This window comes from Streptomyces silaceus, assembly GCF_001419745.1.
GTDB classification, from domain to species: domain Bacteria; phylum Actinomycetota; class Actinomycetes; order Streptomycetales; family Streptomycetaceae; genus Streptomyces; species Streptomyces silaceus.
This window is the reverse complement of record NZ_LIRJ01000144.1, coordinates 16669-39449: the sequence shown is the minus strand read 5'-3', so window position 1 is coordinate 39449 and position 22781 is coordinate 16669. Positions and strand designations below refer to the sequence as shown.

Here is a 22781-nt window from a genome sequence, read left to right as displayed (position 1 = left end):
GCGCTACGCCCCCGACCTGCTGGCCGACCCCGACATCCGCGCCGTCTCCCGGGCCTTCCCGGCCCTGTGCGCCCTCACCCTGGCCCTCCCCTTCCTCCTCGGGCTGGCGATCGGCGGCACCTGGGTCCACGCCGCCACCGNNNCTGGCACAACCTCCACCACGCCGACCCCACCAGCGCCCGCCACGGCGTCGAACGCGGCCAGATCGACCCCTCCGCCGCCGTCATCCGCCTCCTCGAACGCCTCGGCTGGGTACGGGACGTGCGCTGGCCCACCCCGGACCGCATCGCCGCCCGCCGCTCCTGAACTCCCGCCCTTTACAGGGGACTTGAGGGCGGTTTACGACCTCCCGGTCCGAAGGGTCCGGGACTACGCTCGCACGAGGACGCCGACGCCCGTACGCAGCTGTCCGAGCGACCGGAACACGACGTACAGGACGGGACGCATGGAGTTTCCCCCTGAGCGAGATCAGGACCGGGAGGCGCGGCGCATCGAGGCGGTACGCCGCTACGACATCCTGGGCACCCCGCCGGACGGGGCGTTCGACCGGATCGCCGCGCTGGCCGCGCGCCTCTTCGGCGCGCCGATGGCGACGGTGACGATCGTCGACACCGACCGGGTCTGGTTCAAGGCCGCGTACGGACTCGACCGTGTCACCCAGGCCGGCCGGGACGCGTGCCTGAGCACCTCGGTGATCCTCTCCGACGCTCCCTTGGTCATCCGCGACACCCACCGCGATCCCCGCGCCCGAGCGCACCCGATGGTGACCGGCCCGGCCGGTGTCCGGTTCTACGCCGCCGCCCCCATCACCACGCCGGACGGCCACCGGCTCGGCGCGGTCGACGTCCTGGACGTCCGGCCCCGCCGGATCACACGGGAGCGGGCCGCCGCCCTGACCGACCTGGCCGCGCTGGTCATGGACCAGCTGGAGCTGCGGCTCTCCGCGCTGCGCGTCCTGCGCAGGGAACGCGAACTCCTCGACGCCGCCACCGCGGCACGCGACCGGGCCGAGCGGGACCGGGCCCGCACCGCCGAGTTCGCCGCGGCCCTGCAGAGCACCCTGCTGCCGCCGGCCCTGCCCCAGGTGCCGGGCCTGCAGGCGGCCTGCCACTACACGACCGCGTCCGTCCACGACGTCGGCGGCGACTTCTACGACGTCTTCCCGCTCGGCACCGACCGGTGGGCGTTCTGCCTCGGTGACGTGAGCGGCCGAGGCACGACGGCGGCCGCGCTCACCTCGCTGATCCGCGACACCCTGCGCGCCACGGCACCGCTGGAGACCGACCCGCGCACCGTCCTGGAGACGCTGAACAAGGCCCTGTTGCCGGATCGGGCCGCCGACGTCCGCCTGTGCACCCTGGTCCTCGGCACCCTGGCACCCGATCCCGCGGGCGGATTCGCCATCACGCTGACAGGGGGCGGCCACCCTCCCGCGTACCACCTGCGTCCGGCCCTCGACGGGCTGCGGCCCCGCGCGGAACCGATGGAGCTGACCGGCGGCATGCTCCTCGGCGTACTCGCCGAGGCGCCGTTCGTCTCCCGGACGTTGCGCCTGGCACCGGGCGAGGCGCTGCTCCTGTACAGCGACGGGCTCATCGCGTCCCGCACCTCCCACGGCGGCCGGTTCGACGAGGAGAACCTCGCCGCGCACCTCGCCCACCACGCGGCCACCAGCGCGGCGCCCGGCGCGGCCGCGATCATCGACGACCTCACCACGCTCCTGGCCACCTTCCCCGACGGCCCGGCGGACGACGTGGCCCTCCTGGCGCTGAGCGCCACGCCCCCGGAAGCCGGCGGCGCGCCCGTCGGGGCCTCGGGCACCACCCACACCAGCGTGCCCCTCCCCGGTCAGGGCATACGACGGGTACGAGGGGGACGTGACTGAGTGGCGGGGGGAGACGGCGATCTGTGGGAAGGTGTCCCCGGATCCTTCTTGGAGGTGGGTGGGGCATGCCTGGACTGCCGCGTGAGGAGCAGTTGGCGACCGCGTTCGTCGACCTCGCCGACACCTTGGTAAAGGACTTCGACGTCATCGGTTTCCTGCACACTCTGGCCGAGCACTGCGTGGAGCTGCTGGACGTGGCGGCGGCCGGGGTCCTGCTCGCCACTCCCGGCGGCCGGCTCGTGGACGCCGCCGCCTCCGACGAGCGCACCCGCCGACTGGAACTGGCCAGCATCGAGTGGGACGAAGGCCCCTGCCGGGACTGCTTCCGGACCGGGGAACAGGTCTCTGACGTACCGCTGGCGACGCAAGCGGCCGCGACGCGCTGGCCCCGGTTCGCGCCGCGGGCCGTGGAACTCGGCTTCACCTCGGTCGTGGCGGCGCCGCTCCGCTTGCACGACCACGTGATCGGGGCCCTGAACCTCTTCCGGGACCGGCCCGGACCGCTGGAGGACCCCCAGGTGCGGCTGGCCCAGGCGCTCGCCGACACCGCCACCATCGGTGTCCTGCAGCAGCGGGCCGTGAGCGAGCAGATGACGGTGACCGCACAGCTGCAGGCCGCCCTGGACAGCCGCGTCGTCATCGAGCAGGCCAAGGGGTACCTCGCGAACCGCCGCGCCATCGGCGTCGAGGAAGCGTTCACCCTCATGCGCCGCCACGCACGCGATCACCAGACGCGGCTCACCGAGATCGCCCGCCAGGTCCTGCAGGGCACGGCCGACGTGTCGCTTCTCCCCCGGCGCGATCGGTGAAGCACCGGCCCATCGGCGCCGACCGGTGGGCCGGCCACCGGACGATCCGTACCGCGCCCGAAGGGGGGCGGCTTCGGTGACCCGTCCGGTGATGGCCGACTACCTGCGCGCCCTCAGCTCCCACACCGGCCCCGGCCCGGTTCCCCTCCCCTTCGCGGCCTTCGCCGACGTGCTGGGCCTGGACGGCCTCGGCCTGCTCCTGGCCCCGAGAGGCGGCCAGGCCGAGCTGGTGCAGTCCTTCGGTGAGCACACCCTCGCGCTGGAGGACCTGCAGCAGGTCCAGGGCCAGGGTCCGAGTCTGGACGCCGCCCGCCACGGGGCCCTGATGCTGCTGCCCGACGTGGCCGACGTCTCCACGTTCGCCACCGAGCGCTGGCCCGGCCTGCCGGGTTCCATCGAGGCGCTGGGCGTCCGCGCGGTGTTCTCCTTCCCGCTGCGCGTCGGGGTCGTCGCGCTCGGCGCCCTCACCGGTCATCGCACCCGCCCCGGCCCGATGTCCACCGCCCAGCTCACCGACGCCTTCGGGCTGGCCGGCGCCATCGCCCGGATCACCCTCGCCACCACCCCCCAGGAAGAGCTGCCCCACACTCCGCTGCTCGACGAGCCCGGCCTCCACTTCGCCGAGGTCCACCAGGCCACCGGCATGCTCGCGGACCAGCTGGACACCGACTGCGACCACGCCCTCATCCGGCTGCGCGGCCACGCCTTCAGCCACGGCCGGCCCCTCCTGGACGTCGCCCGTGACGTGCTGGCCCGCAGACTGCGCCTGGACGACAACGGGGACGTCACGCCCTGACGCATCCGGTGGCGACGGCTGCCGGGAAGCGCGTCCTCCAGCGCGTCCGAACCCGTCGCCGGATAGCAGCCGGGCGGGGACGAGCGCAGCACTTCGGCGGAACCCCTCAGAAGTCGGGCACGACCCGCCATCCTCTGGAATGCCGACCCGGATCCCGTTGGCTGCCGGTCCCCCGGGGACATCCGCCTTCGAGAGGGTCGTCATGACCTCACCTCCCGCGCCCACCTGTGTCAGGGATGTCCGCTCCTACGCGGGCTGCATCCTGGTGGCCCTGTGCGGCGAAATCGACATCCACACCGCGCCCGGCGTCACCGACTGCCTCGACGCCCTGACCCGTAGCGGCGACACCGACCTGCTGATCGACCTCCGCGCGGTCGACTTCATCGACGGCGCCGGAGTGCGGGTCCTCGATCGCGCGCGATCGAGGACCAGCGGCCGCCGCGGGCGGATGCGCCTGATCTGCACGCGCCGCGCGACCCTTCGCCTGCTCACCCATCCACGGTTACGTCTGGGATTCGACATCCTGAGCCGGCTGCCCGCGCCCACACCACCCCAGGCAGCGGCCTGACCGACGCGACCTCACCCGCGCCGGGGGCGCGGGCCACGGCGGTTTGTGGTGGTCGATCAGGGGCAGCGGGCGGAGAGGAGGGTGTGCCCCTCGACGACGCTGAGGGGCCCGATCGTCATGGAGAACCTGGAGGACCGGGAGAGCACGGTGGACCCGGAGGACCCGGAGGACCCGGAGGACCCGGAGGACCCGGTGGACCCGGAGCAGTCGGGAGTGCCGCTCATCGGGTGGTCGCCCCGTGCCGGGGAAGGTGCTGTACCGCGTCGTTTCGGCGCCGGTCCCTCCCCTCGTGGGGACCGGTGCCGAACGACGCGGCAGCTGTCGAACCGCGCCATGTCGGCGTATCGGCGCGGGTCGGTGAAGAGTCCGGATCCGCGTTCCTTGCGAAAGTGGTCCGGAGATGACCGACTTCACGGTTCTTGCGAGTTTCACGTGGCGGGTTCACCGCCACCACTTCGTCCGTCCGGCGAAAGCCGGCCAAGCGCGCGCGAAGCCTCAGGTGGCCCGTCCGAGGAGCGGGCCGTCGGCCTGCCCTGACGCTGCGCGGTCGGTCGGCGACTGGTCGCGATCCTGCCAGCTGTGGCTCTCCCCGAGGAGGTTCCGGAGTCATCCGGACCGCTTATCCGCAGGTCAGCCGTATAAAGTGAGTTTTCCGGTCCGGATGTCCGGGTGGGGCGGAAGTGAGGGGTGGAGGCCGTGGGTTCCGACTCGGGAGCGCGTACGGCCTTCGCGGAGCGCCTCGCGCTGCTCTACAAGGAGGCCGGGAATCCGCCTCTCCAGCGGGTGGCCGAGTCGGTCGTGCGGCTCCAGCGGATCGACGAACGCGGGCGTCCCGTACGGGTCTCCGCGCAGCGGATCAGCGACTGGCGGCGGGCCAAGAACGTGCCCGCGCAGTTCGCCGCACTCGCCGCCGTCCTCCATGTCCTGATCCCCGAGGCCCGGCGCGAGCGGCCCTCGCCGGTGTCCGCGGGGCTGTACGACATCGCCCAGTGGCAGCTCCTGTGGGAGCGCGCGGTGGCCAACCCGGCCGGCGACCGCGCCGCGTCGGCCGCCGAGGACGAGACGCGGGCGCCCGCCGAGCCCCCCGCCATCCCCGGCGTGTGCCCCTACCGGGGGCTGGCCTCGTACCGCCAGGAGGACGCCCGGTGGTTCTTCGGCCGCGAGCGCAGCACGCGGGCCCTCGCCGAGCAGCTGCGCGCGACCGAGGAGTCGGGCGGGCTCGTGATGCTCGTGGGCGCTTCCGGTGCGGGGAAGTCCTCTCTCCTCAACGCCGGTCTCGTGCCCGCGCTGCGGGACGGGGTGCTGAGCGAGGCGGACGAGGACGCTCCGGCCGGGCCCGTGCTCCAGCTCGTGCCCGGCGGCGAACCCCTCATGGAGCTCGTCCGGCACATGCCCGAGCTCAAGCACGTCCTCTCCGCAGCCTCCGCCACCGGACCGGCGTCGGACGTGGACCCCGACGGGGCCGGCGGCACGCGGTTCGCGCACGCCGTGCGGGAGGCCGTCGCCGCCTGGGCGCGGCAGGAGGCGCCGGACGGTGCCCGGCCCGTCGTCATCGTGGACCAGTTCGAGGAGACGTTCACCCTCTGCTCGGACGAGGCGGAGCGGCGTACGTTCATCCGGCTGCTGCACGCCGCGTGCTCGCCCGGGGAGCCCGGGGACGCGGGCGACTCCGGTGACAGCGCCCCCGCCCGCGTCGTCCTCGGCATCCGCGCCGACTTCTACGAGCAGTGCCTCGCCCACCCCGAACTCGCCGACGCCCTCCAGCACCGCCACATGGTGCTCGGACCGCTGACCTCCACCGAGCTGCGCGACGCGGTGACCGGCCCCGCCAAGGCCGTCGGGCTCGAACTCGAACCCGGTCTCGCGGAGCTGATCATCCGCGAGGTGAGCACGGACGGGCCGCGCGGGGCGCACGACGCGGGCGTGCTGCCGCTCCTGTCGCACGCCCTGCTCGCCACCTGGCAGCGGCGCAAGACCGGACGGCTCACGCTGGCCGGCTACCGCGCGGCCGGCGGCATCCAGGGCGCGGTCGCGGCGACCGCCGAGCGCGCCTGGTCCGGCCTCGACCCGGCGGCGCGCTCCGCCGCACGGCTGCTCCTGCTGCGTCTCGTCCGCCTCGGCGAGGACACCCAGGCCACCCGCAGAAGAGGGACGCGGCGCCAGCTGGCGGAGGAGTCGTCGGACCCCCGCAAGACCGAGGAGTCGCTGGAGGCGCTGGTCCGGGCGCGGCTCGTGACGCTCGACGCGGAGACCGTGGAGATCACGCACGAGGCGCTGCTGCACGCCTGGCCGAGGCTGCGCGACTGGATCGACGAGGACCGCAACGACCATCTGCTGCGCCAGCGCCTGGAGGAGGACGGCAGGGCCTGGGAGGAGTCGGACCGCGACGCGTCGCTGCTCTACCGGGGCTCCCGTCTGGAGCAGGCCCGCGCCTGGGCGAAGTCAGCCGGGGACACCTTCCTGACCCGGGCCGCCGTGGAGTTCCTCGCGGCCTCGGCGCGGCTGCGGCGGCGTACGGTCTGGATCGCCCGCGGCGCGGTGGCCGCCCTGGTCGTCCTGTCGATCGTGGCCGTCGTCTCCGCGGTGGTCGCGGGCCAGCAGCGGGACGACGCCGTCTTCCAGCAAGTGGTCGCCGAGGCCGACCGCGCGCAGACCACGGACCCGTCGCTGTCCGCGCAGCTCGACCTGGTGGCACACCGCCTGCGGCCGGACGACGAGGCCACGCAGAACCGGCTGATCTCGATCGTGAACGCGCCGCTGGCCACCCCGCTGCTCGGCCACACCGGAGCCGTCTACCTGACCTCGTTCAGCCCGAGCGGACGGCTGCTCGCCACCGCGAGCTACGACCGGACGGTCCGGCTGTGGGACGTGACGCACCCCACGCGCCCCAAGCCCCTGGGCAAGCCCCTCACGGGCCACACCAGTTGGGTGAGCAGCGCGGTCTTCAGTCCGGACGGCACCACGCTGGCCAGCGCGTCCGACGACGGCACGATCCGGCTGTGGGACGTGCGCGACCCGCGCCGCCCGAAGCCGCTGGGCGAGCCCTTGGCCAACCACGGCGGCACCACGTACCTGCTCGCCTTCAGCCCGGACGGGCACACCCTGGCCTCCGCCAACGAGGACCACACCGTCCGGCTGTGGGACGTGACGGACACGGGCAGGCCCGAGCGGCTCGACACGCTGCGCGGCCACACCGCGGCCGTGCGCTCCGTGGCGTTCAGCCCGGACGGGCGGACGCTGGCCGCCGGCGGGGACAACGGCACGATCCGGCTGTGGAACACGGCCGATCCGCGCCGTCCCGAGCCGGTGGGCGAGCCGCTGACGGGTCACTCCGGCACGGTGCACTCCGTCGCCTTCAACCCCGACGGCCGCACGCTGGCCAGCGGCGGCTCGGACGAGACGATCCGGCTGTGGGACGTGCGCGACCCGAAGGACGCGAAGGCGCTCGGCGCGCCGCTGGCCGAGCACACCGCGCCCGTGTGGTCCGTGGCCTACAACCCCGACGGCACGATGCTGGCGGCGGCCAGCGCGGACAGCACGGCGAGCCTGTGGAACGTCCGCGATCCGGCGCGTCCCTCGCAGGTCGGCGAGCCGCTCGCGGGCAGCAGCGGGGAGATGTACGCCCTCGGGTTCAGCCCCGACGGACGGACGCTCGCCACCGGCAGCGGCGACAACAAGGTCCGCCTGTGGTCGATCCCGACGTCGGACATGCTCGGCCGGATCGGCGGGTTCCGCCCCGACGGGAAGGTGCTCGCCACGGCCGCGCGCGACGAGCGGGTCCGGCTGTGGAACGTGGCGGATCCCGACCGGCCCGAGGCGCTGGGCAAGCCGATCGAGCCCGGCAAGGGGGACGCGCGGGCGCTGGTGTTCTCGCCGGACGGGCGCACGCTCGCGATGCTGACGGGCAATCGCGCGGTGCAGCTGTGGAACGTCGAGGACCCCGCGCACCCCGTCGCCTACGGGCCGCCGGTCGCGCTCAGGACACGGTTCGCGGGCTCGCACGCGCTCGCGTTCGGCGCGGACGGGCGCACGCTGGCGACCGCGCAGACGGACCGCACCATCCAGTTGTGGAACGTCGCCGACCCGGCGCGCCCGCGCCCGTTCGGCGCGCCGCTCGCCGGTCACAAGGGGTACATCAACGCCCTGGTCTTCAGCGCGGACGGCCACACCCTGGCCAGCGGGAGCGCGGACGGCACCGTACGGCTCTGGGACGTGGGCGATCCGCGGCGCGCGAAGGCCCTCGGCGACGCCCTGAAGGGGCACCTCGGCGCGATCAACGTGCTCGCCTACAGCCCCGACGGCAACACCCTCGCCAGCGGCAGCGACGACGGCACGGTCCGGCTGTGGAGCGTCGCGGACCCGCGCAGGGCCACGCGGTTCGGCCCCACGCTCACCGGGCACACGGACGCGGTCGTGTCGCTGACGTTCAGCCGGGACGGGGACGCGCTGGCGAGCGGCGGCAACGACAACAAGGTGCGGCTGTGGGACGTCCGGCGGCCCTCGGAGGCCTCCGCCATCGGGGAGTCGATGAGTCCCAACGCCAAGACAGGCAGCTTTTTGTCGTTCAGCCCGCAAAGCCACATGCTCGGGGTGTCCAGCGGCACCGATACGGTCCGGCTGTGGAACCTGGACACCGACGCGGCAATTAGCCGCGTTTGCTCGACCACCCGGGGTGTTCTGACCCGGGAGAAATGGCGCGAGTATCTGCCCCGTCTCGACTACGAGCCGCCCTGCGAGGGGTAACGGCTCCACGGCGTGTCCAATGTGACGCCAAGGTGCGGCCAAAGTCGCCCCAAGCCCGGAATCCCGCGCTCCGGAGCGTGATCCCGATCACAACTCCTCAATTCGATACGGCAGTTGATTCCCCTCGGACGAGCGGCCTTGTTACTGTTGGACGCAGCCCGATCGCTGGTGCATCCCCCGTCGCCAGCGATCGGGCATTTTTCGTGGCCGCGCGGCCCGGTGGCCGAGAACCACCCCTGCCCGGACAGGTGTCCCGTGGCGAGAAGTTATTCGATACGGCGGGTCGAGTGGCCGGAATTCAGGCAATGGAGATCTCCGCGTTCCCTTCTGTCCCGGGTCGGCCGAATATCTTCGGGGCAGCTGGGTGGTGTGGCCATGCTTCGTGCGGGCGGGCCTTGCATCTCCGGCCGGGATCTCCGGGCGGACGGGCCCTCGATCTCCGTACGGACGGACCCTGGATTTCGCCGGATTGCCTCTGGGGTAACGGCCCCGGACCTTCAAGTCATTGAACTGTCCGGGGTCGTATCCTGAGCCGCGTCCGACGGTCGGACGACCCCCGGAAAGGTGGTGGAGCCGTGCCCCGGCGGATCGACGTCGTCACGGCCGTGCACGCGCCCGCGGCGGGCTTCCTGCCCGACGCGTACGACTCCCTGCGCGCCCAGGAGCTGCCCCCGGGCTGGGAGTGGCGCTGGCTGGTCCAGGAGGACGGCACGACCGACGGGGTCGCGCCGTACGTCCCGGACGACGTGCGGGTCTCCTTCCGGCAGGGCCGGCCCGGCGGCCCGGGGGTCGCCCGCACGATGGCGCTGGCGCGCGCGGACGGGGAGTACGTGAAGGTCCTCGACGCCGACGACCGGCTGGCGCCGGGCGTGCTGGCCCGCGACATCGCGGCCCTGGAGGGCGACCCGGAGCTCGGCTGGACCACGTCCCGCGTGCTCGACCTGCTGCCCGACGGCTCGACCGTCGGCTTTCCCGGCGACCCCGCGCACGGGCCGGTCGAGCGCGGCGCGGTCCTCGGCCACTGGGCGGCCCACGACCACCTCGCGCAGGTGCACCCGGCCTCGCTGTGCGTGCGGCGCGAGCTGCTGCTGGCGCTCGGTGGCTGGATGGCGCTGCCGGCGTCCGAGGACACGGGGCTGCTGCTGGCGCTGAACTCCGTGGCCCGCGGCTGGTTCTCGTCGGAGGTCGGCCTCTTCTACCGCAAGTGGGAGGGCCAGGTCACCGGCCAGGCCCCGCACACGGACGGCGCCGAACGGACCGCCCGCATGGCGGTGATCGCGGCGCGGGCGCGGGCGCTCGCCGACCTCCAGTGGCGCCACCCGGGCGGCACGGTGCCGCCCGGCCCCGCCGCGTAGCCACGGCCCCGCCGCGTAGCTCGCGGCTCCTCCCCGTAGCACCCGACCCTCCGCTCGACTCGACTCAACTCACAGCACCTCGGCGTCCACCCGCGAGAAGACCAGCTCCGTCTCCCCCACGACCGGCCCCCGCCACCGCACGGGCGCCGCGGGGTGCCGCATGGCGTGCGGGTAGCCCTCGGGGGCGTAGTCGTTGGCGAGCCGGTAGGTGTGGAAGCCGTACTCCCGCATGGTGGCGAGGAGTTCGTCGGCCGAGTCGCCGAGCAGGGCCATGCGCTCGGGGGTGACCTCCACGGCGATCTCCGCGTCGGGGCGGAGCCGGTCGAGGACGGGCCGCAGTCCGCGGATCACCCCGCCCTCCGCGCCCTCCACGTCGATCTTGATGACACGGGCGCGTGCGATCTCGTCCGCGTCGAGCAGTTCGGCCAGCGGCACCGCCTCGCGCTCGAAGGTCGACTCGGCATCACCGTCGTACGGAACGATCGAGTTCGCCCCCATGTTGCGGGAGCTGGCGAGGACGAACGTCAGCTTCTTCCTGCGGTCCGAGACCGCCGCGTCGACCGCGCGTATGTTGTCGCAGCCGTTGAGTTCGGCATGGCGCAACAGCCGCCGGTGGAAGTCCGGCGAGGCCTCGACGGCGACCACCCGGCCCGCGGGGCCCACCAGCCGGGAGCCGAGGACGGCGAACACCCCGATGTTGGCGCCGACGTCGACGAAGACGTCCCCGGCGCCGAGCCGGGTCCTCAGCCACCGCGTCATGTGCGGCTCCCAGCCGCCGAACAGATACAGGTAGCGCTGGATCAGGTCCTGGGTGTCGACGGCGAAGCGTGCGCCGAACTCCACGTCGACGACCCTCCGTCGCGGGTGGTCCCGCAGCCGCGGGTTGAGGAGGCGGGCCGCGAGCGCGCTCTTGAACAGCGTGCCCGGGGCCCGTCGCACATAGGCCCGGCCCAGCGTGACCAGGGTCTCCGTCGTGGGGTCGCTCGTCGCGCTCGTGGGGCCGCTCGACGTGGGCCTGCTCATCCGACCGCCTCTCCGCAGGGAACAGGCGAACGATAACGCCGGGGTGCCGGCCAGTGATCAGTTCCGGTCGAAGGGCAGGTCGAGCATCCGGATCGCGTTGCCGCGCAGCAGCTTGTACGCGACCTCGTCGGAGAGGTGCCCCACGTGCTCCTGGGCCACCTGCTTGGTGTGCGGCCAGGTCGAGTCGACGTGCGGATAGTCCGTCTCGAAGGTCGCGTTGTCCACGCCCACGGTCTCGATGGAGTCGACGCCGTGCTTGTCGCGGAAGAAGCAGCAGAAGATCTGCCGGTAGTAGTACGTCGACGGGGGCTCGGGGATCAGGTCCTTGACGCCGCCCCAGGCGCGGTGCTCCTCCCACACGTCGTCGGCGCGCTCCAGGGCGTAGGGGATCCATCCCATCTGGCCCTCGCTGTAGGCGAGTTTGAGGCGGGGGAACTTCACGAGGACCCCGGAGAAGAGGAAGTCCATCATCGAGGCCATCGCGTTGTTGAAGCTCAGCGAGGCCTGGACGGCCGGGGGCGCGTCGGGTGACGCGGCCGGCATCTGCGACGACGAGCCGATGTGCATGTTGACGACCGTGCCGGTCTCCTCGCAGGCCGCGAAGAACGGGTCCCAGTAGCCGGAGTGGATCGACGGAAGTCCCAGGTACGTCGGGATCTCGGAGAAGGTCACCGCGCGCACGCCCCGGACGGCGTTCCGCCTGATCTCGGCGACGGCGAGGTCGATGTCCCAGAGCGGGATCAGGCACAGCGGGATGAGCCGGCCGCCGCTGTCGCCGCACCACTCCTCGACCATCCAGTCGTTGTACGCCCGGACGCAGGCGAGCCCGACCTCCTTGTCCTTCGCCTCGGCGAAGGTCTGGCCGCAGAAGCGCGGGAAGGTCGGGAAGCAGAGCGAGGCCTCGACGTGGTTGACGTCCATGTCCGCGAGGCGGGCCTTGGGGTCCCAGCAGCCGCGCCGCATCTGCTCCCGGGTGATGCCGTCGAGGGTCATCTCGTCGCGCGAGAAGCCGACGGCCGCGATGATCCGCTTGTACGGGAAGAGGTCGCCCTCGTACTCCCACCAGTCGGTGATCTGGCCTTCCGGATCCGTCGTGAACTTGTACTTGCCGCCGATGTACGCCAACTCGCCGATGCCCGCCGTGAAGGGCTTCGGTCCGCGGTCGCGGTACTTGCTCGGGAGCCACCTCTCGAAGAGGTGCGCGGGCTCGATCACGTGGTCGTCCACGCTGATGACCCGGGGGAGTTCCTTGGTGCCGTCCTCGCTGCTGACCACTGATGTGCCCCCTACTGCCTGCCGGTTTCCCCGGCTCGTATCTGACGGTCCATCAGATCGAGGTTATGGGCCGACCGTGACTTCGGCAAGCGCCCACCCGGAACTCGACCCCTTGCGCGATCCCCGCGGATCCGGTGAACTGACGACTCGTCAGATTCGTTGGGAGGCTCTCGATGCAGACGATGTGGCTCGGCGGCGCCGAGTGGCTGGCCGTGCTCCGGATCGGGCTCGGCCTGTGGTGGCTGGAGAGCTGGCGGCACAAGGACAAGAAGGAGTGGTTCGGCGGGGGCGGGATCGGCTGGGCCGCGAGCGTCGCCGAGAAGCACAAGTGGTCCGCCGTGCGCAGCGGCTTCGACGTCGTGGTCAAGCCCCGGCCCGTCGTCATGGCGTACGTCGTCGCCTACGCGGAGCTGGCCCTCGGACTCGGCCTGATCTTCGGGTTCCTCACGCCGGTCGCGCTGGTCGGCGGGCTCGTGCTCAACCTGATCTACCTGGTCCTGATGATCCACGACTGGGCCGAGCAGGGGCAGAACGCCATGATGGCGCTGATCTCCGTGGTCGCCCTGTTCGCGGCGAGCTGGCAGACCTGGTCGCTGGACGCGGCGCTCGGCCTCTTCTGAGGCGCCCTGTCCCTGTTCTGTTGGACCCCGACGTGCCACCCTGCCGCTCACCCGACGAGGAGATGGCCATGAGCGAAGGCAACCACGACGCACTCAGGGCGAGTCACGCGGCACGGGCCAGGAGCGCGGCGGTGCGCGCCGCCGCGCTCTGCCAGTACATCGAGCGGGCGGCCGCCGAGGAGCAGGACACGGAGGAGGCGCGGGAGGCCGAGGGCAGGAACATCGCCTGGAAGGCCGCCCACGCGGCCCGCGTGTCCGCGCAGGCGCTGGCCGTGCTCGCCGAGAGCGCCCCCAACCCGGCCGCGGACTCCCGCTGCGCGCGCAACGCCGCCGCGTCCGCCGCCCAGGCCGCGCAGATGGGCAGGCTCCACGACGGCTCCGGCGACCTCGCCGTCGCGGCCTGCGAGGCCGCGCTCAAGGCGTCGCAGGCCGCCTCGGACGCCGCCGGCAAGGAACACCTGGGCGCGAGCGCGGAGTTGAACGCCCGCGCCGACGAGGCCGAGGAAGCGGCCGTCGCCGCCGCCGAACGGGCGGGCTGGCTGCGGCGCGGCGAGCCGCTCCCCGAGGTGTCCACGGGCATGCGCAGCCCCGAGCTGATGTCGATGATGCACCTCTGACCGCACCGGACACGCCTCGCCGACCCCACCGGGCGCGCCTCGCCCCGGTCAGCGCTCCTTGTTGAGCGCGTCCACCGCGCCCCGCGCGTCGCCGAGCGTGGCGAAGTCGACCGCGACGAAGTTCACCGGCCGGCCGCGCTCGCGCTCGCAGCGGTGCGCGCGGTCGAGGAGGAAGCGCCGGGCGTTGACCTCGGCGGCGTCCGGACGGCTGCCGCCCGCGTCGGTGATGAAGTGGTTGAGCAGGAACAGCCGCTTGCCCGTGCCGCCCCGGTGGGGCACGCAGGACATCTCCGCGGGCGTGCGGAACGCGAACGGCGTCTCCATGGCGTACGCGTAGAAGTTCCGGTACCAGCGCGCGGGGCCGTCGGCCTGCTCGGCGAAGACCACCAGGCGGCGGTCCGTGCGCACCATCTCGCCGAGGGTGGGCCAGGGGCGGTCCGGGTCGGCGTCCGGCGTGAAGAGCAGCCGCGCCAGGCCCGCCTCGCGGAACGCCCGCTCGGTCTGCTCGCCGGTGATGGCGTCCTGGACGACCAGCGTCACCACCTCACCGGGGTGGCCGTCCAGCCAGGCGCCGATCCGCTTCAGGGTCTCGACCAGCGGGATCGCGCCCGCGCGGCAGACGCCGTGGCACAGCCACAGGCCGGGGCGCGGCGGGTTGGCGGCGGCGATCAGCTCCGTGATCTGCTTCTTCAACGCGGGCGGGAAGTCAGCCAGTTGGAGGCGTGCGGCGACCTCGTCGGGCTTCTCCCAGGTGTAGGTGTCGATGAGCAGACCGCGCGCGCCCGCCTCCAACTGCTCCTCGATGCCGGGGTCCTGGAGCGGTCCGATGAACGTGTCCGCCGTCGTGGACATCGAGTTGTGGGTGGCGAGGAAGGCGACCTCGTCGTAGCGCTTGGCGCACAGGGCCGCCGAGCCCATGCACAGCTCCCTGGGGTCCCGGCCGGCGGCGGCCGGGGCCAGCACCGCGCCCGCCAGCGCCGCGGCCACCACGGTGCCCGCCACCGCGCCCACCACGGTGGTCCGCCGCCGGGGCGACCAGCCGGCCGTACGCCGCGTCAGCGCCGTCCCCGCCAGCCGCTCGCGCACCCGCTCGTGCCATCTGTCGTACGCGAACGCCCCGCCGACCAGCACCAGCCCCGCCAGCAGCGGCAGGGCCGCCGCGACGAACCCCACGGCCACCAGGGCGTCGGCCGCACCGTGCTGGAGGTCGTCCAGGAGGCGGTTCAGGGACGGCGGCCAGGTGGCGGGCGGCGTCGCCACCAGGCCGTCCACCTGCCCGCGCACGTACAGCAGGACGAGCCCCGCGAGGGCGCCGCCCGCCGCGAGCCCCGTCCCCACCCGGCGCAGCCGCGCGGGCCACGACGGCGGCCCGGTGAAGGCGAGCAGGGCCACGGCCGCGAGCCCCAGCACGACGGCCGCCCCCTGCACCACGCCCAGCGTGAGGCGTGTGAAGGCCCGCGCCTGCTTGACCGCGCCCAGGTCGACGCCCGCCGCCTCCAGGTCGGGCACCACGTTCCAGTGCCCGTCGTCGGTGAGGGCGGACAGGTCGCCGGTGGCGTCGCGCTGCCGGTCGCCGAGCGCGTACGGGCCCACGGCGGCCAGCGCGGACGCCACGTCGCCGGTCGCGAGGGCCGCCCGCACCTGGGGGCGCAGGCCGGCCCGCTCCTTCTCGGGCACCGGACGCAGCAGCCAGTCCGTGGCCTGCCGGGCGCCCTCGGCGTCCAGGCGCAGCTCGGGCAGCGAGTCGGGGCGCCGGCCCGCCGCGATGTCGCCGAGCGCCCCGGACAGCTCGCGCGTGAACGCCGGGAAGTCGGCCGTCTCGCGGCCCTGCACGGAGGCGACCAGATCACCCAGGTAGATCTGGGCGAGGCCGCCGATGTTGGTCAGGACGGGTGCCAGGTCGACCGTGACCGCGAGCTTCGGCTCGTCGCCGCGCAGATAGCCCACGGCGTGGCCGATCTGCTCGTCCACCAGGGTGCGCAGGGTGGCGGGCGGCAGCACGTTCTTCAGGTTCGCCGTCACCTGCGCCTGCGGGACCGGGAGCCGGCCGAGCAGATCACGGGTGACGCGGGTGGTGGCCGGGTCGACGAGCACCTCGTCGTAGAGCCGTTCGTAGGCGTCCTGCTCGTCCAGGACGCTCTGGTAGTACGCGCGGTTGAGCAGCGTGCTGCGGGCGGTACCGGCGAGCACCAGGACGAGCACCGACAGGGCCAGGACGGCACAGGCCACCGGCGGCACCCAGGCCCGGCGCCCGGCGGGCGGCACCGGGTCCGGGGCGCCGGCGTCGTCGTCGCGCACGCTCCGGTCGTCCGTCGGGCTCACGCACCGATCATCCGTCGGCTCGCGCGCGGCGGCACGTCAGGAGGGCCTCCGGTGCCCGGCCGGCTTCTCCTCACCGAGCGTGAGACGGCCGCTGACGACATCCTGGGCGACGTCCTTGAGACGCCGTCGCGTGGCGCGCGCGTGGTCGCGCAGCACGGTGAAGGCGAGGTCGGGCGGGAGGGCGAGCCGGACGGAGAGCACCCCCTTCGCCTGCTCGATGAAGACCCTGCTGGCCAGGGCCTGTTCCAGCTGGCCGACCAGGACACTGTTCGCACGGAGCCTGCGGCCGTGCTCCAGGCTGAGGGCCGCGGCGTCCGCGAGGGACTGGCCGAGGGCCAGGGCACCCGGGCCGGGCCGCGCCGGGCCGAGGAGGGTCAGGGCGCCCGCGGACGGCTCGGGCTCGGTCCGCAGCGGCAGAGCGGTGGCCCAGCGATGCCCCAGGGCCGCGGCCCCGGCCGCGTACCGGGGCCAGCGCGCGCGGACCACCGGTGCGGTCAGATCGGTCGGCCGCACCGGTGAGTCGGTGGTCTCGCAGTCGTGCCCCGGGCCCTCCTGCCAGCCGGCCGCGGCCAGTTCCAGCCGGCACACCGCGGGCTCCGAGCCCGCCGCCTCGACCCCGTCCGGGGCCCGCGCGCGCACGGCTGCCGCCGTACAGCCGTCGAGCAGTCCGGCGCTGTGCCGCGCCAGCAGGCCCAGGACTCCCGCGCCCTCGGCGGTCCCTGGCGGGCGCGCGCCCGCCAGGGACACGAAAGCGTCCGCGATCCGCTGTTCCGGTGCCGTCACGCCCGTGCCTTCTTCCCTTGGATGCGTCGGCCGGAGCCGTCAGAACAGCTCGCCGGAGTCCGCGAGGACCCGCTGGGCGATGGCCTCCGTGGACACCCCTTCGGCGAAGGCCCTCGCCTTGATGACGGCCAGGGCGTCCTGGACGGAACCGCCCATCCGCACCGAGTGGGCGCCCGCGGCCTGGTGCACGGTGTCCCGGTGGTCGGTGCCCCCGTACAGCTCGGGTTCCGGGTCGGGGCCGAGCAGGACCGTGTGGGTCAGCGCCTCGGCGACCTCGGCACAGGCCCCGTACCCCATCGGCCGCGGACGGGATTCGTACAGCGTGAGGGCGCCGAGGCACTGGTCGCGCGTGGCCTCCAGCGGCACCGCGAGCACGAACTCCAGACCGAGGCCGACCAGTTCCGGGCCGTAGCCCGGCCACCGTGTCTCGATCATGGACGGACCGGTGGCGACGATCGGGCCCCGCCGGTCCATGGCGTCCCTGACCGGGCCCTCCTCCAGGATGAACTCCAGTTCCTGGGCGGCGCGGGAGGTGTCGTCGGAAGCGGCCACGGCCAGCTGCGCGTGGTCGTGGCCCACCAGGGTGAGAGCGGCACTGCGCACGCCGCACGCCTCGGCGACGCCGGTCATGAAGAGCGGGCGCGGGTCGCGACGCCGGGCCGTCTCCGCCAGCCGGCGGGCGAACGACTCCTGGAGCCGGGCCGAGGAGAGGTGCCGGGCCGCGACCCTGCGGTGCGAGGCGGCCACGCTCAGATGTACGTCGCGCATCTTCGCCCTCGTCGTGCGCGCGGCGAGGAGTTCCTGGGCTTCGGCGGAGTCCTCGGAACGGCGCGCCCGTTCGCGGGCGCCGGCGGCACGGCGCCAGGCCAGCGCCGCCACGCCCACAGGGTTCTCTCCCCGGCTCATCCCCTCAGCGTACGCCGGGAAACGGGCGTCAGTGGTCCGCTACGGACTGTTCTTCCATCAGCAGGACGACTCCCCCGTTGTGACCGTCGAACGGCGTACACACCACCGCACAAGAGATGGCCCTGCCACGGCGGTTGGTGGCCGGAATGTTCACCGGACCGGTGCGCCTGCCGGTTTCGAGGCACTCCTGGATGACCGGCTGGAGGGACTCCGCGGGCAGTCCGAAGTCGAGGGCGAAGAAGGCCTCGCCGACCGTCTCGTCCGCGCGCAGCCCCCACAGGTCGGCCGCGCCGCGGTTCCAGCACTTGACCTGCTTTCCCGCGTCGAGGACCACGACTCCGGCCGCGATGCTGCCGACCACGGCCTCCAGGAAGGCACGGGCCTCGTCCAGCTCCTCGGAGCGGACGCGCATCTCCTCGTTCATGGTCTCCAGCTCTTCGTTTCCCGACTGGAGTTCCTCGTTGGTGGTCTCCAACTCCTCGTTGGTCGACTGGAGTTCCTCATTCGTGGTCTCCAGCTCCTCGATGCTGGACTGGAGTTCCTCATTCGTGGTCTCCAGCTCCTCGTTGGTCGACTGGAGTTCCTCGTACGCCGTCTCCAGGTCCTCGCGGACCCGCTTGTTCTCCGCCTTGAGCTGCGTGGACACGGTCACGTCGTTGAAGGTGATGTTCGTGGCCACCGGCAGACCGTTGGAGTTCATCAGGGGGTGGATGAGGATGTCGAAGTACTGCACGTCCTCACCGACCTGCCGCTGCGCGCCGTTCACCCGCAGGGTGCGGCGTTCGTGCGCGGCCTGCTCGATCAGCGACCGCAGCTCCACCGGCCGGTAGGAGATCTCCAGGTCCTGGAAGGGACGTCCGACGTCGTTCGCGCTGAGCCCGAACTGTGAGCGTGCGTTGCTGTTGATCAGTACGACCTGGCCTTCGGCGTCCACGGCCACGGTCGGCGACGGGATCGAGTCGGCGATGAGGTCGCGCAGCTGGCGGTGGCGGGCCGCCGTCCCGATCTCGGGCCCGAAGGCGGTCCGGCCCTTCATGGGGGCCGGGTGGTAGGGCGGTGCGGCCTCGCCGGGGCGGCGGCGGAAGACGCGCTGGCGCATGCTCAGGACCTCGAAGCGGTCCCCGTCGTTGAGGAGCATCTCCGCCTTGCCGAGGAAGAGGAAGCCTCCCTCGCGGAGCGCGAAGTGGAAGCGGTCGATGATCTGGGTCTGCGCCTCCACGTTGAAATACATCAGCGTGTTGCGGCACACCAGCAGGTCCAGGCGCGAGATCGGGGCGTCCCGGGTGATGTCGTGCCGACCGAAGATCACCCGGCGGCGCAGGTCCGAGCGGAAGCTGAACTGAGTGCCGTTCGGCTCGAAGTAGCGGTCCCGCAGCTCGGGTTCGAGACGTTCGAGCACCTTGGCCGGGTACAGCCCGGAGCGGGCGGTGCGCAGCGCCTCCTCGTCGACGTCCGTGCCGTAGATCTTGACGCGGTGGAGCGCCTCCTCCTCGCCGAGCGCCTCGGCGAACATGATCGCGAGCGAGTACGCCTCCTCGCCGCTGGAACAGCCGGCGCTCCAGACCCGGATCTCCTCGTCGGGCTGCGCCTGCGCCAGGACCTCGGGCACGACCTCGCGCTCCATGAAGGTCCACGCGTCCGTGTCCCGGAACATCGAGGTGACATTGATCAGGATGGTGTTGAAGAGGAGGCCGAACTCCTCCGCGTTCGTCTCCAGCCGGTCGCGGTAGTCCGCGTACGTGGTGGCCTCGACGTCGGCCATCCGCTTGTGGATGCGCCGCCCCAGCGACGAGCGTTTGTAGCCGGTGAAGTCGAATCCGCGCGCGTCCCGCAGGAAGCCGAGCAGCTCCTCCAGCTCCTCATCCGGTTCAACGTCCGGCGTTTCGCTCATGATCGCCTCTTGGTCTCGACTAGTCCACTGATCACCGCGGCGATCTCGTCGAGAGGCAGAACATAGTCCACTGAGCCCGTACCCACCGCCGCCGCTGGCATGCCCCTGAATTCTGCCGTCTCCGGGTCCTGGGCGATCACCGTTCCGCCGCGCGACCTCACCGCGTCGACGCCCATGGCCCCATCGGTCCCGGTGCCCGTCAGGACGCAGGCGATGGCCTGCGGGCCGTAGGCGCCCGCGACCGACTCGAACAGCAGGTCCGCGGAGGGCCGCAGGAAGTGCACGAGCTCGCTGCTCGACAGGCTCAGGACACCGCCCGAGCCGACCAGCAGGTGCCGGTCGGGGGGCGCGAGGTAGACGGTGCCGGGCCTCGCGGTCTCACCGGTCTCCGCGAGCTTGACGCTCAGCGGAGTGCGCCGGTCGAGGATCTCGGCGAGCACGGTCCGGTGGCGCGGGTCGAGATGCTGCACGACCAGCACCGGCACTGGAAGGGCCGCGTCGAAGCCGCCGAGCAGCTTCACGAGACCGTTGATGCCTCCCGCGGAGGAGGCGACCGCGACGATGGCGTAGGGGTCGGCCTGGAGCTCTTCTGCCGTCACGGGGCGAGCGTAACCGAGGAGTCGCACACGGCAAGGCGGCGTGCTCCCCTCCTCACCGCACGGCGGGGGCCACGCGTTTGACCTCGCGGAGGGTGGGCGCGGTCTGGACGCCCTGGATTCCGGGGAGCGCGCCGATGCGGCGGTCGATGTAGTCGTACAACGCCGCCGGGTCGCGGAAGATCCCGCTGGCGCCGGGCGGTCCGAGGGAGGGGACGGGGACGGAGGCAGGGACAGGGACACGGCGCCCGACCTCCTGGAGGTCTGGTCGGCCCGTGCCGTCGGTGACGCCCGTCTCCCCCACCGCTGGCCCACCGAAGTCCCCGCCCTGCACCCGCTCGTGACGGAGTACACCGACCGGATGCGCCATCTGGCCGACACCCTCCTCACCGTCATGGCGACGGCGCTCGGCGGCCCGGACGACCTGTTCACCCGGCACACGGCCACCCCCCACTGGGACTTCACGCTCAACATCGGCGACCTGATGGCACGTTGGAGCGGCGACCGCTGGCGCTCGGGCCGGCACCGCGTGCTGCCCCCGCCCCCGGACGCCCCGCACGAGGAACTCACCTCGCTGGTGTACTTCCACTCCTGCGCGCCCGGCACGACGGTCGAGTCCCTCCCGGCACCGCTCGGCCGCAGGTCGTACGCCCCCGTCCGGGCCGGCGAGTACTTCGAGAGCAAGATGGCCGCCATCCGGGCCACGGAGTAGGGACCGGCAAGGGACCGCGAAGCGACGCGGCGGCGGCCGCACGGCAACAGCCGCCCGTGTCACGGCCCGTCGTCCGCTCGTACACAAGTCCTTCACGCAGTACGCTGCCCGTGCGGGCGCCCCTGACCCTGGCGCTCTCCGTATCCGGCTGTCCCTGTCCGGCTCGTTCCACGCTGCAGAGGCCCCGCGCACAGAAGCACGGTCCGTATCGATGGTGACGTGACGGAGACGCCGCCCCGATCGGCCGGGATCGCCTACTGTGCGCCACTGACGGGCTGCCGCCCGGCACGGCGCGCAGGCACAGCGAAACGGAGAGCGGTGATCAGCGACGGCATGGCCGGCGTCCTGCGCTCGCTGCGCCTCGGTGCGGCCGAGCACCTGGCCGAGGACGCCGCGCGGGCCCTCGACGCCGCCGGATTCGCGGTGTCCCTGCTGGTCGGCAACGGCCGTGTGGCGGAGCCCATCTGGTGCTTCCCCGAGATGAGCGTGCGGCTGGAGGAGCTCCAGTTCACCCTGGGCGAGGGGCCGGGACTCGACGCCGTACGGACGGGCGCGCCCGTGCTCGAACCGGACCTGGCGAAGGTGCGGCCCGGACGGTGGCCCGTCTTCCTGCCCGCGGCCCGCGAGCTGGGCGTATCGGGCGTGTGCTGCTTCCCGCTGGGGATCGGCGCGATCCGCCTCGGCGTGCTGACCGTGCTCTGCTCGGCGCCGAGCGGGCTGTCGCAGCAGCAGTACGACGACGCCGCCGCGCTGACCGCCGCGCTCACGAGCGCCTTCCTGAACGGCGACCGCGGCCCGGCAACGGGCCTCGGTCAGGACGGCGGTCAGGGCGGCGCGGGCACGACCGTGCTCATCGGCCAGCCGAAGGAGCTGGGCCGGGCCGTGGTGCACCAGGCGACCGGCATGGTCAGCGTCCAGCTGGGCGTGACGCTGACGGAGGCACTTGTGCGGCTGCGCGCATACGCGTATGCCAGTGAGCGCACGCTCGGGTCCGTGGCGGAGGACGTGGTCGCCAGGCGGCTCCGCTTCAGCGACGATATGTACGGGCCGTATTCGAAGGACAGTGGAGAGGGATGATCGACTTGGCCCGCGAACAGCGTCTCGCGCAAGTCTTCGTCGAGGTGGCGAGCACGCTTCTCGACGACTACGACGTGCTGGACCTGCTGCAGCGGCTGGCCACCCGGAGCGTGGAACTTCTCGGTGTCTCGGCCGCCGGCATCATGCTCGCCGACGCCAACGAAGAGCTGCAGATCATGGCGGCGTCCGACGAGCACGCCCGGCTCCTGGACCTCCTCGCCCTGCAGCACGACCGCGGCCCCTGCGCCGAGTGCTACCGCAGCGGGGAGGCCGGACCCAACATCGACCTGACCGCCCCTGAATCCCTGACCCGCTGGCCCGGCTTCACCGAGCGCGCCCTCGCCACCGGGTACGTCACGACGCACGCGATCCCGCTGCGGCTGCGCAAGCGGGTCGTGGGCGCGCTCAACCTCTTCCAGAGCGCCGACCGCCCGCTGCGCGAGGAGGACCTCGCGCTCGCCCAGGCGTTCGCGGACGTCGCCACGCTCGCGATACTGCAACAGCACACGCTGGAGCGGGGGCACCTGGAGAACACCCAGCTCCAGGCGGCGCTGGACAGCCGGGTGGTCGTCGAGCAGGTCAAGGGGATCCTGGCCGAGCGCTGGCAGACGACGCCGGACGAGGCGTTCGACGCGTTCCGCCACCATGCGCGCGCCCAGGGCCTGCACCTCTCGGAGCTGGCCGGGCGGATCATCGACGGCAGCTTCGACGTCTCGGCCATCCCCGCACCGGAGCCGCACGCCGGCCGGTGACGGGACGGTGCCCCGCCACCGGCGAAGGACGGCGGATCCCCCTCGGTGAGG

General features: G+C 72.9%; 19 protein-coding genes and 2 pseudogenes. 13 read left to right on the top strand and 8 right to left on the bottom strand.

What is annotated here, in order from left to right; all coding sequences use genetic code 11:
* The 8 genes and pseudogenes from AOK22_RS42730 to AOK22_RS15485 all read left to right on the top strand — a co-directional run.
* A pseudogene (locus AOK22_RS42730) lies at positions 1-140 on the top strand (acyl-CoA desaturase); the annotation flags it as partial.
* 3 nt (positions 141-143) lie between these two features.
* Positions 144-306, top strand: a pseudogene (locus AOK22_RS42725) (acyl-CoA desaturase); the annotation flags it as partial.
* Positions 307-445: 139 nt separating this feature from the next.
* Positions 446-1885, top strand: coding sequence for a PP2C family protein-serine/threonine phosphatase (locus AOK22_RS15510; RefSeq protein ID WP_055699233.1), 1440 nt, complete (start codon positions 446-448; stop codon positions 1883-1885).
* Positions 1886-1950: 65 nt separating this feature from the next.
* Complete coding sequence (locus AOK22_RS15505; RefSeq protein WP_055699232.1) at positions 1951-2694, top strand: GAF and ANTAR domain-containing protein; 744 nt, start codon at positions 1951-1953, stop codon at positions 2692-2694.
* A gap of 76 nt (positions 2695-2770) precedes the next feature.
* The gene (locus AOK22_RS15500; RefSeq protein WP_055699231.1) at positions 2771-3490 is read left to right on the top strand and encodes an ANTAR domain-containing protein; all 720 of its coding nucleotides are present in this window, start codon (positions 2771-2773) and stop codon (positions 3488-3490) included.
* 202 nt (positions 3491-3692) lie between these two features.
* Positions 3693-4058 (top strand): STAS domain-containing protein, encoded by a 366-nt coding sequence (locus AOK22_RS15495; RefSeq protein WP_055699239.1) that lies wholly within the window; start codon positions 3693-3695, stop codon positions 4056-4058.
* A 687-nt stretch (positions 4059-4745) separates the two neighbouring features.
* Positions 4746-8801, top strand: coding sequence for an nSTAND1 domain-containing NTPase (locus tag AOK22_RS15490; protein ID WP_055699230.1), 4056 nt, complete (start codon positions 4746-4748; stop codon positions 8799-8801).
* Between the two features lie 575 nt (positions 8802-9376).
* Complete coding sequence (locus AOK22_RS15485) at positions 9377-10156, top strand: glycosyltransferase family 2 protein (protein ID WP_055699229.1); 780 nt, start codon at positions 9377-9379, stop codon at positions 10154-10156.
* Positions 10157-10225: 69 nt separating this feature from the next.
* On the opposite strand, the gene AOK22_RS15480 is transcribed toward AOK22_RS15485, so the two are convergent.
* Positions 10226-11179, bottom strand: coding sequence for an FkbM family methyltransferase (locus AOK22_RS15480; RefSeq protein ID WP_107101941.1), 954 nt, complete (start codon positions 11177-11179; stop codon positions 10226-10228).
* Positions 11180-11236: 57 nt separating this feature from the next.
* Positions 11237-12454: an amidohydrolase family protein gene (locus AOK22_RS15475; RefSeq protein ID WP_055699228.1), complete on the bottom strand. Its 1218-nt coding sequence runs from the start codon at positions 12452-12454 to the stop codon at positions 11237-11239.
* Between the two features lie 173 nt (positions 12455-12627).
* Between AOK22_RS15475 and AOK22_RS15470 the strand changes: the two genes are divergently transcribed.
* Both AOK22_RS15470 and AOK22_RS15465 read left to right on the top strand, forming a co-directional pair.
* Positions 12628-13074, top strand: coding sequence for a DoxX family membrane protein (locus tag AOK22_RS15470; RefSeq protein WP_055699227.1), 447 nt, complete (start codon positions 12628-12630; stop codon positions 13072-13074).
* 68 nt (positions 13075-13142) lie between these two features.
* Positions 13143-13691, top strand: a complete 549-nt coding sequence (locus AOK22_RS15465; protein ID WP_141753756.1) for a hypothetical protein — start codon at positions 13143-13145, stop codon at positions 13689-13691.
* Between the two features lie 48 nt (positions 13692-13739).
* Here AOK22_RS15465 and AOK22_RS15460 read toward each other — a convergent pair whose 3' ends face one another.
* Genes AOK22_RS15460 through AOK22_RS41885 form a run of 6 tightly spaced genes read right to left on the bottom strand, consistent with a single transcriptional unit; the run spans position 13740 to position 20493 of the window.
* On the bottom strand, positions 13740-16013 hold the full coding sequence (locus AOK22_RS15460; protein WP_237773213.1) for a phosphoinositide-specific phospholipase C-related protein: 2274 nt from the start codon (positions 16011-16013) through the stop codon (positions 13740-13742).
* A 36-nt stretch (positions 16014-16049) separates the two neighbouring features.
* Complete coding sequence (locus AOK22_RS15455; RefSeq protein ID WP_055699225.1) at positions 16050-16796, bottom strand: ANTAR domain-containing protein; 747 nt, start codon at positions 16794-16796, stop codon at positions 16050-16052.
* Between the two features lie 39 nt (positions 16797-16835).
* Positions 16836-17702: a hypothetical protein gene (locus tag AOK22_RS15450; RefSeq protein WP_055699224.1), complete on the bottom strand. Its 867-nt coding sequence runs from the start codon at positions 17700-17702 to the stop codon at positions 16836-16838.
* Positions 17703-17730: 28 nt separating this feature from the next.
* On the bottom strand, positions 17731-19593 hold the full coding sequence (locus AOK22_RS15445; RefSeq protein ID WP_055699223.1) for a CheR family methyltransferase: 1863 nt from the start codon (positions 19591-19593) through the stop codon (positions 17731-17733).
* Positions 19590-20192: a chemotaxis protein CheB gene (locus AOK22_RS15440; RefSeq protein WP_055699236.1), complete on the bottom strand. Its 603-nt coding sequence runs from the start codon at positions 20190-20192 to the stop codon at positions 19590-19592. Before AOK22_RS15440 ends, AOK22_RS15445 begins: the two co-directional genes overlap by 4 nt.
* Before the next feature lie 52 nt (positions 20193-20244).
* Positions 20245-20493 carry a hypothetical protein gene (locus AOK22_RS41885; protein WP_167357847.1) on the bottom strand — a complete coding sequence of 83 codons (249 nt, stop codon included), beginning with the start codon at positions 20491-20493 and terminating at the stop codon, positions 20245-20247.
* A gap of 36 nt (positions 20494-20529) precedes the next feature.
* Here AOK22_RS41885 and AOK22_RS41460 point away from each other — a divergent pair, with 36 nt between their 5' ends.
* From AOK22_RS41460 to AOK22_RS15420, 3 genes are all read left to right on the top strand, one after another.
* Positions 20530-20901 (top strand): isopenicillin N synthase family oxygenase, encoded by a 372-nt coding sequence (locus AOK22_RS41460; protein WP_055699221.1) that lies wholly within the window; start codon positions 20530-20532, stop codon positions 20899-20901.
* Between the two features lie 318 nt (positions 20902-21219).
* Entirely contained in the window at positions 21220-21978 is a 759-nt protein-coding gene (locus tag AOK22_RS15425) for an ANTAR domain-containing protein (protein ID WP_055699220.1), read from the top strand.
* The gene (locus tag AOK22_RS15420; protein WP_055699219.1) at positions 21975-22730 is read left to right on the top strand and encodes a GAF and ANTAR domain-containing protein; all 756 of its coding nucleotides are present in this window, start codon (positions 21975-21977) and stop codon (positions 22728-22730) included. Before AOK22_RS15425 ends, AOK22_RS15420 begins: the two co-directional genes overlap by 4 nt.
* Positions 22731-22781 lie beyond the last annotated feature (51 nt).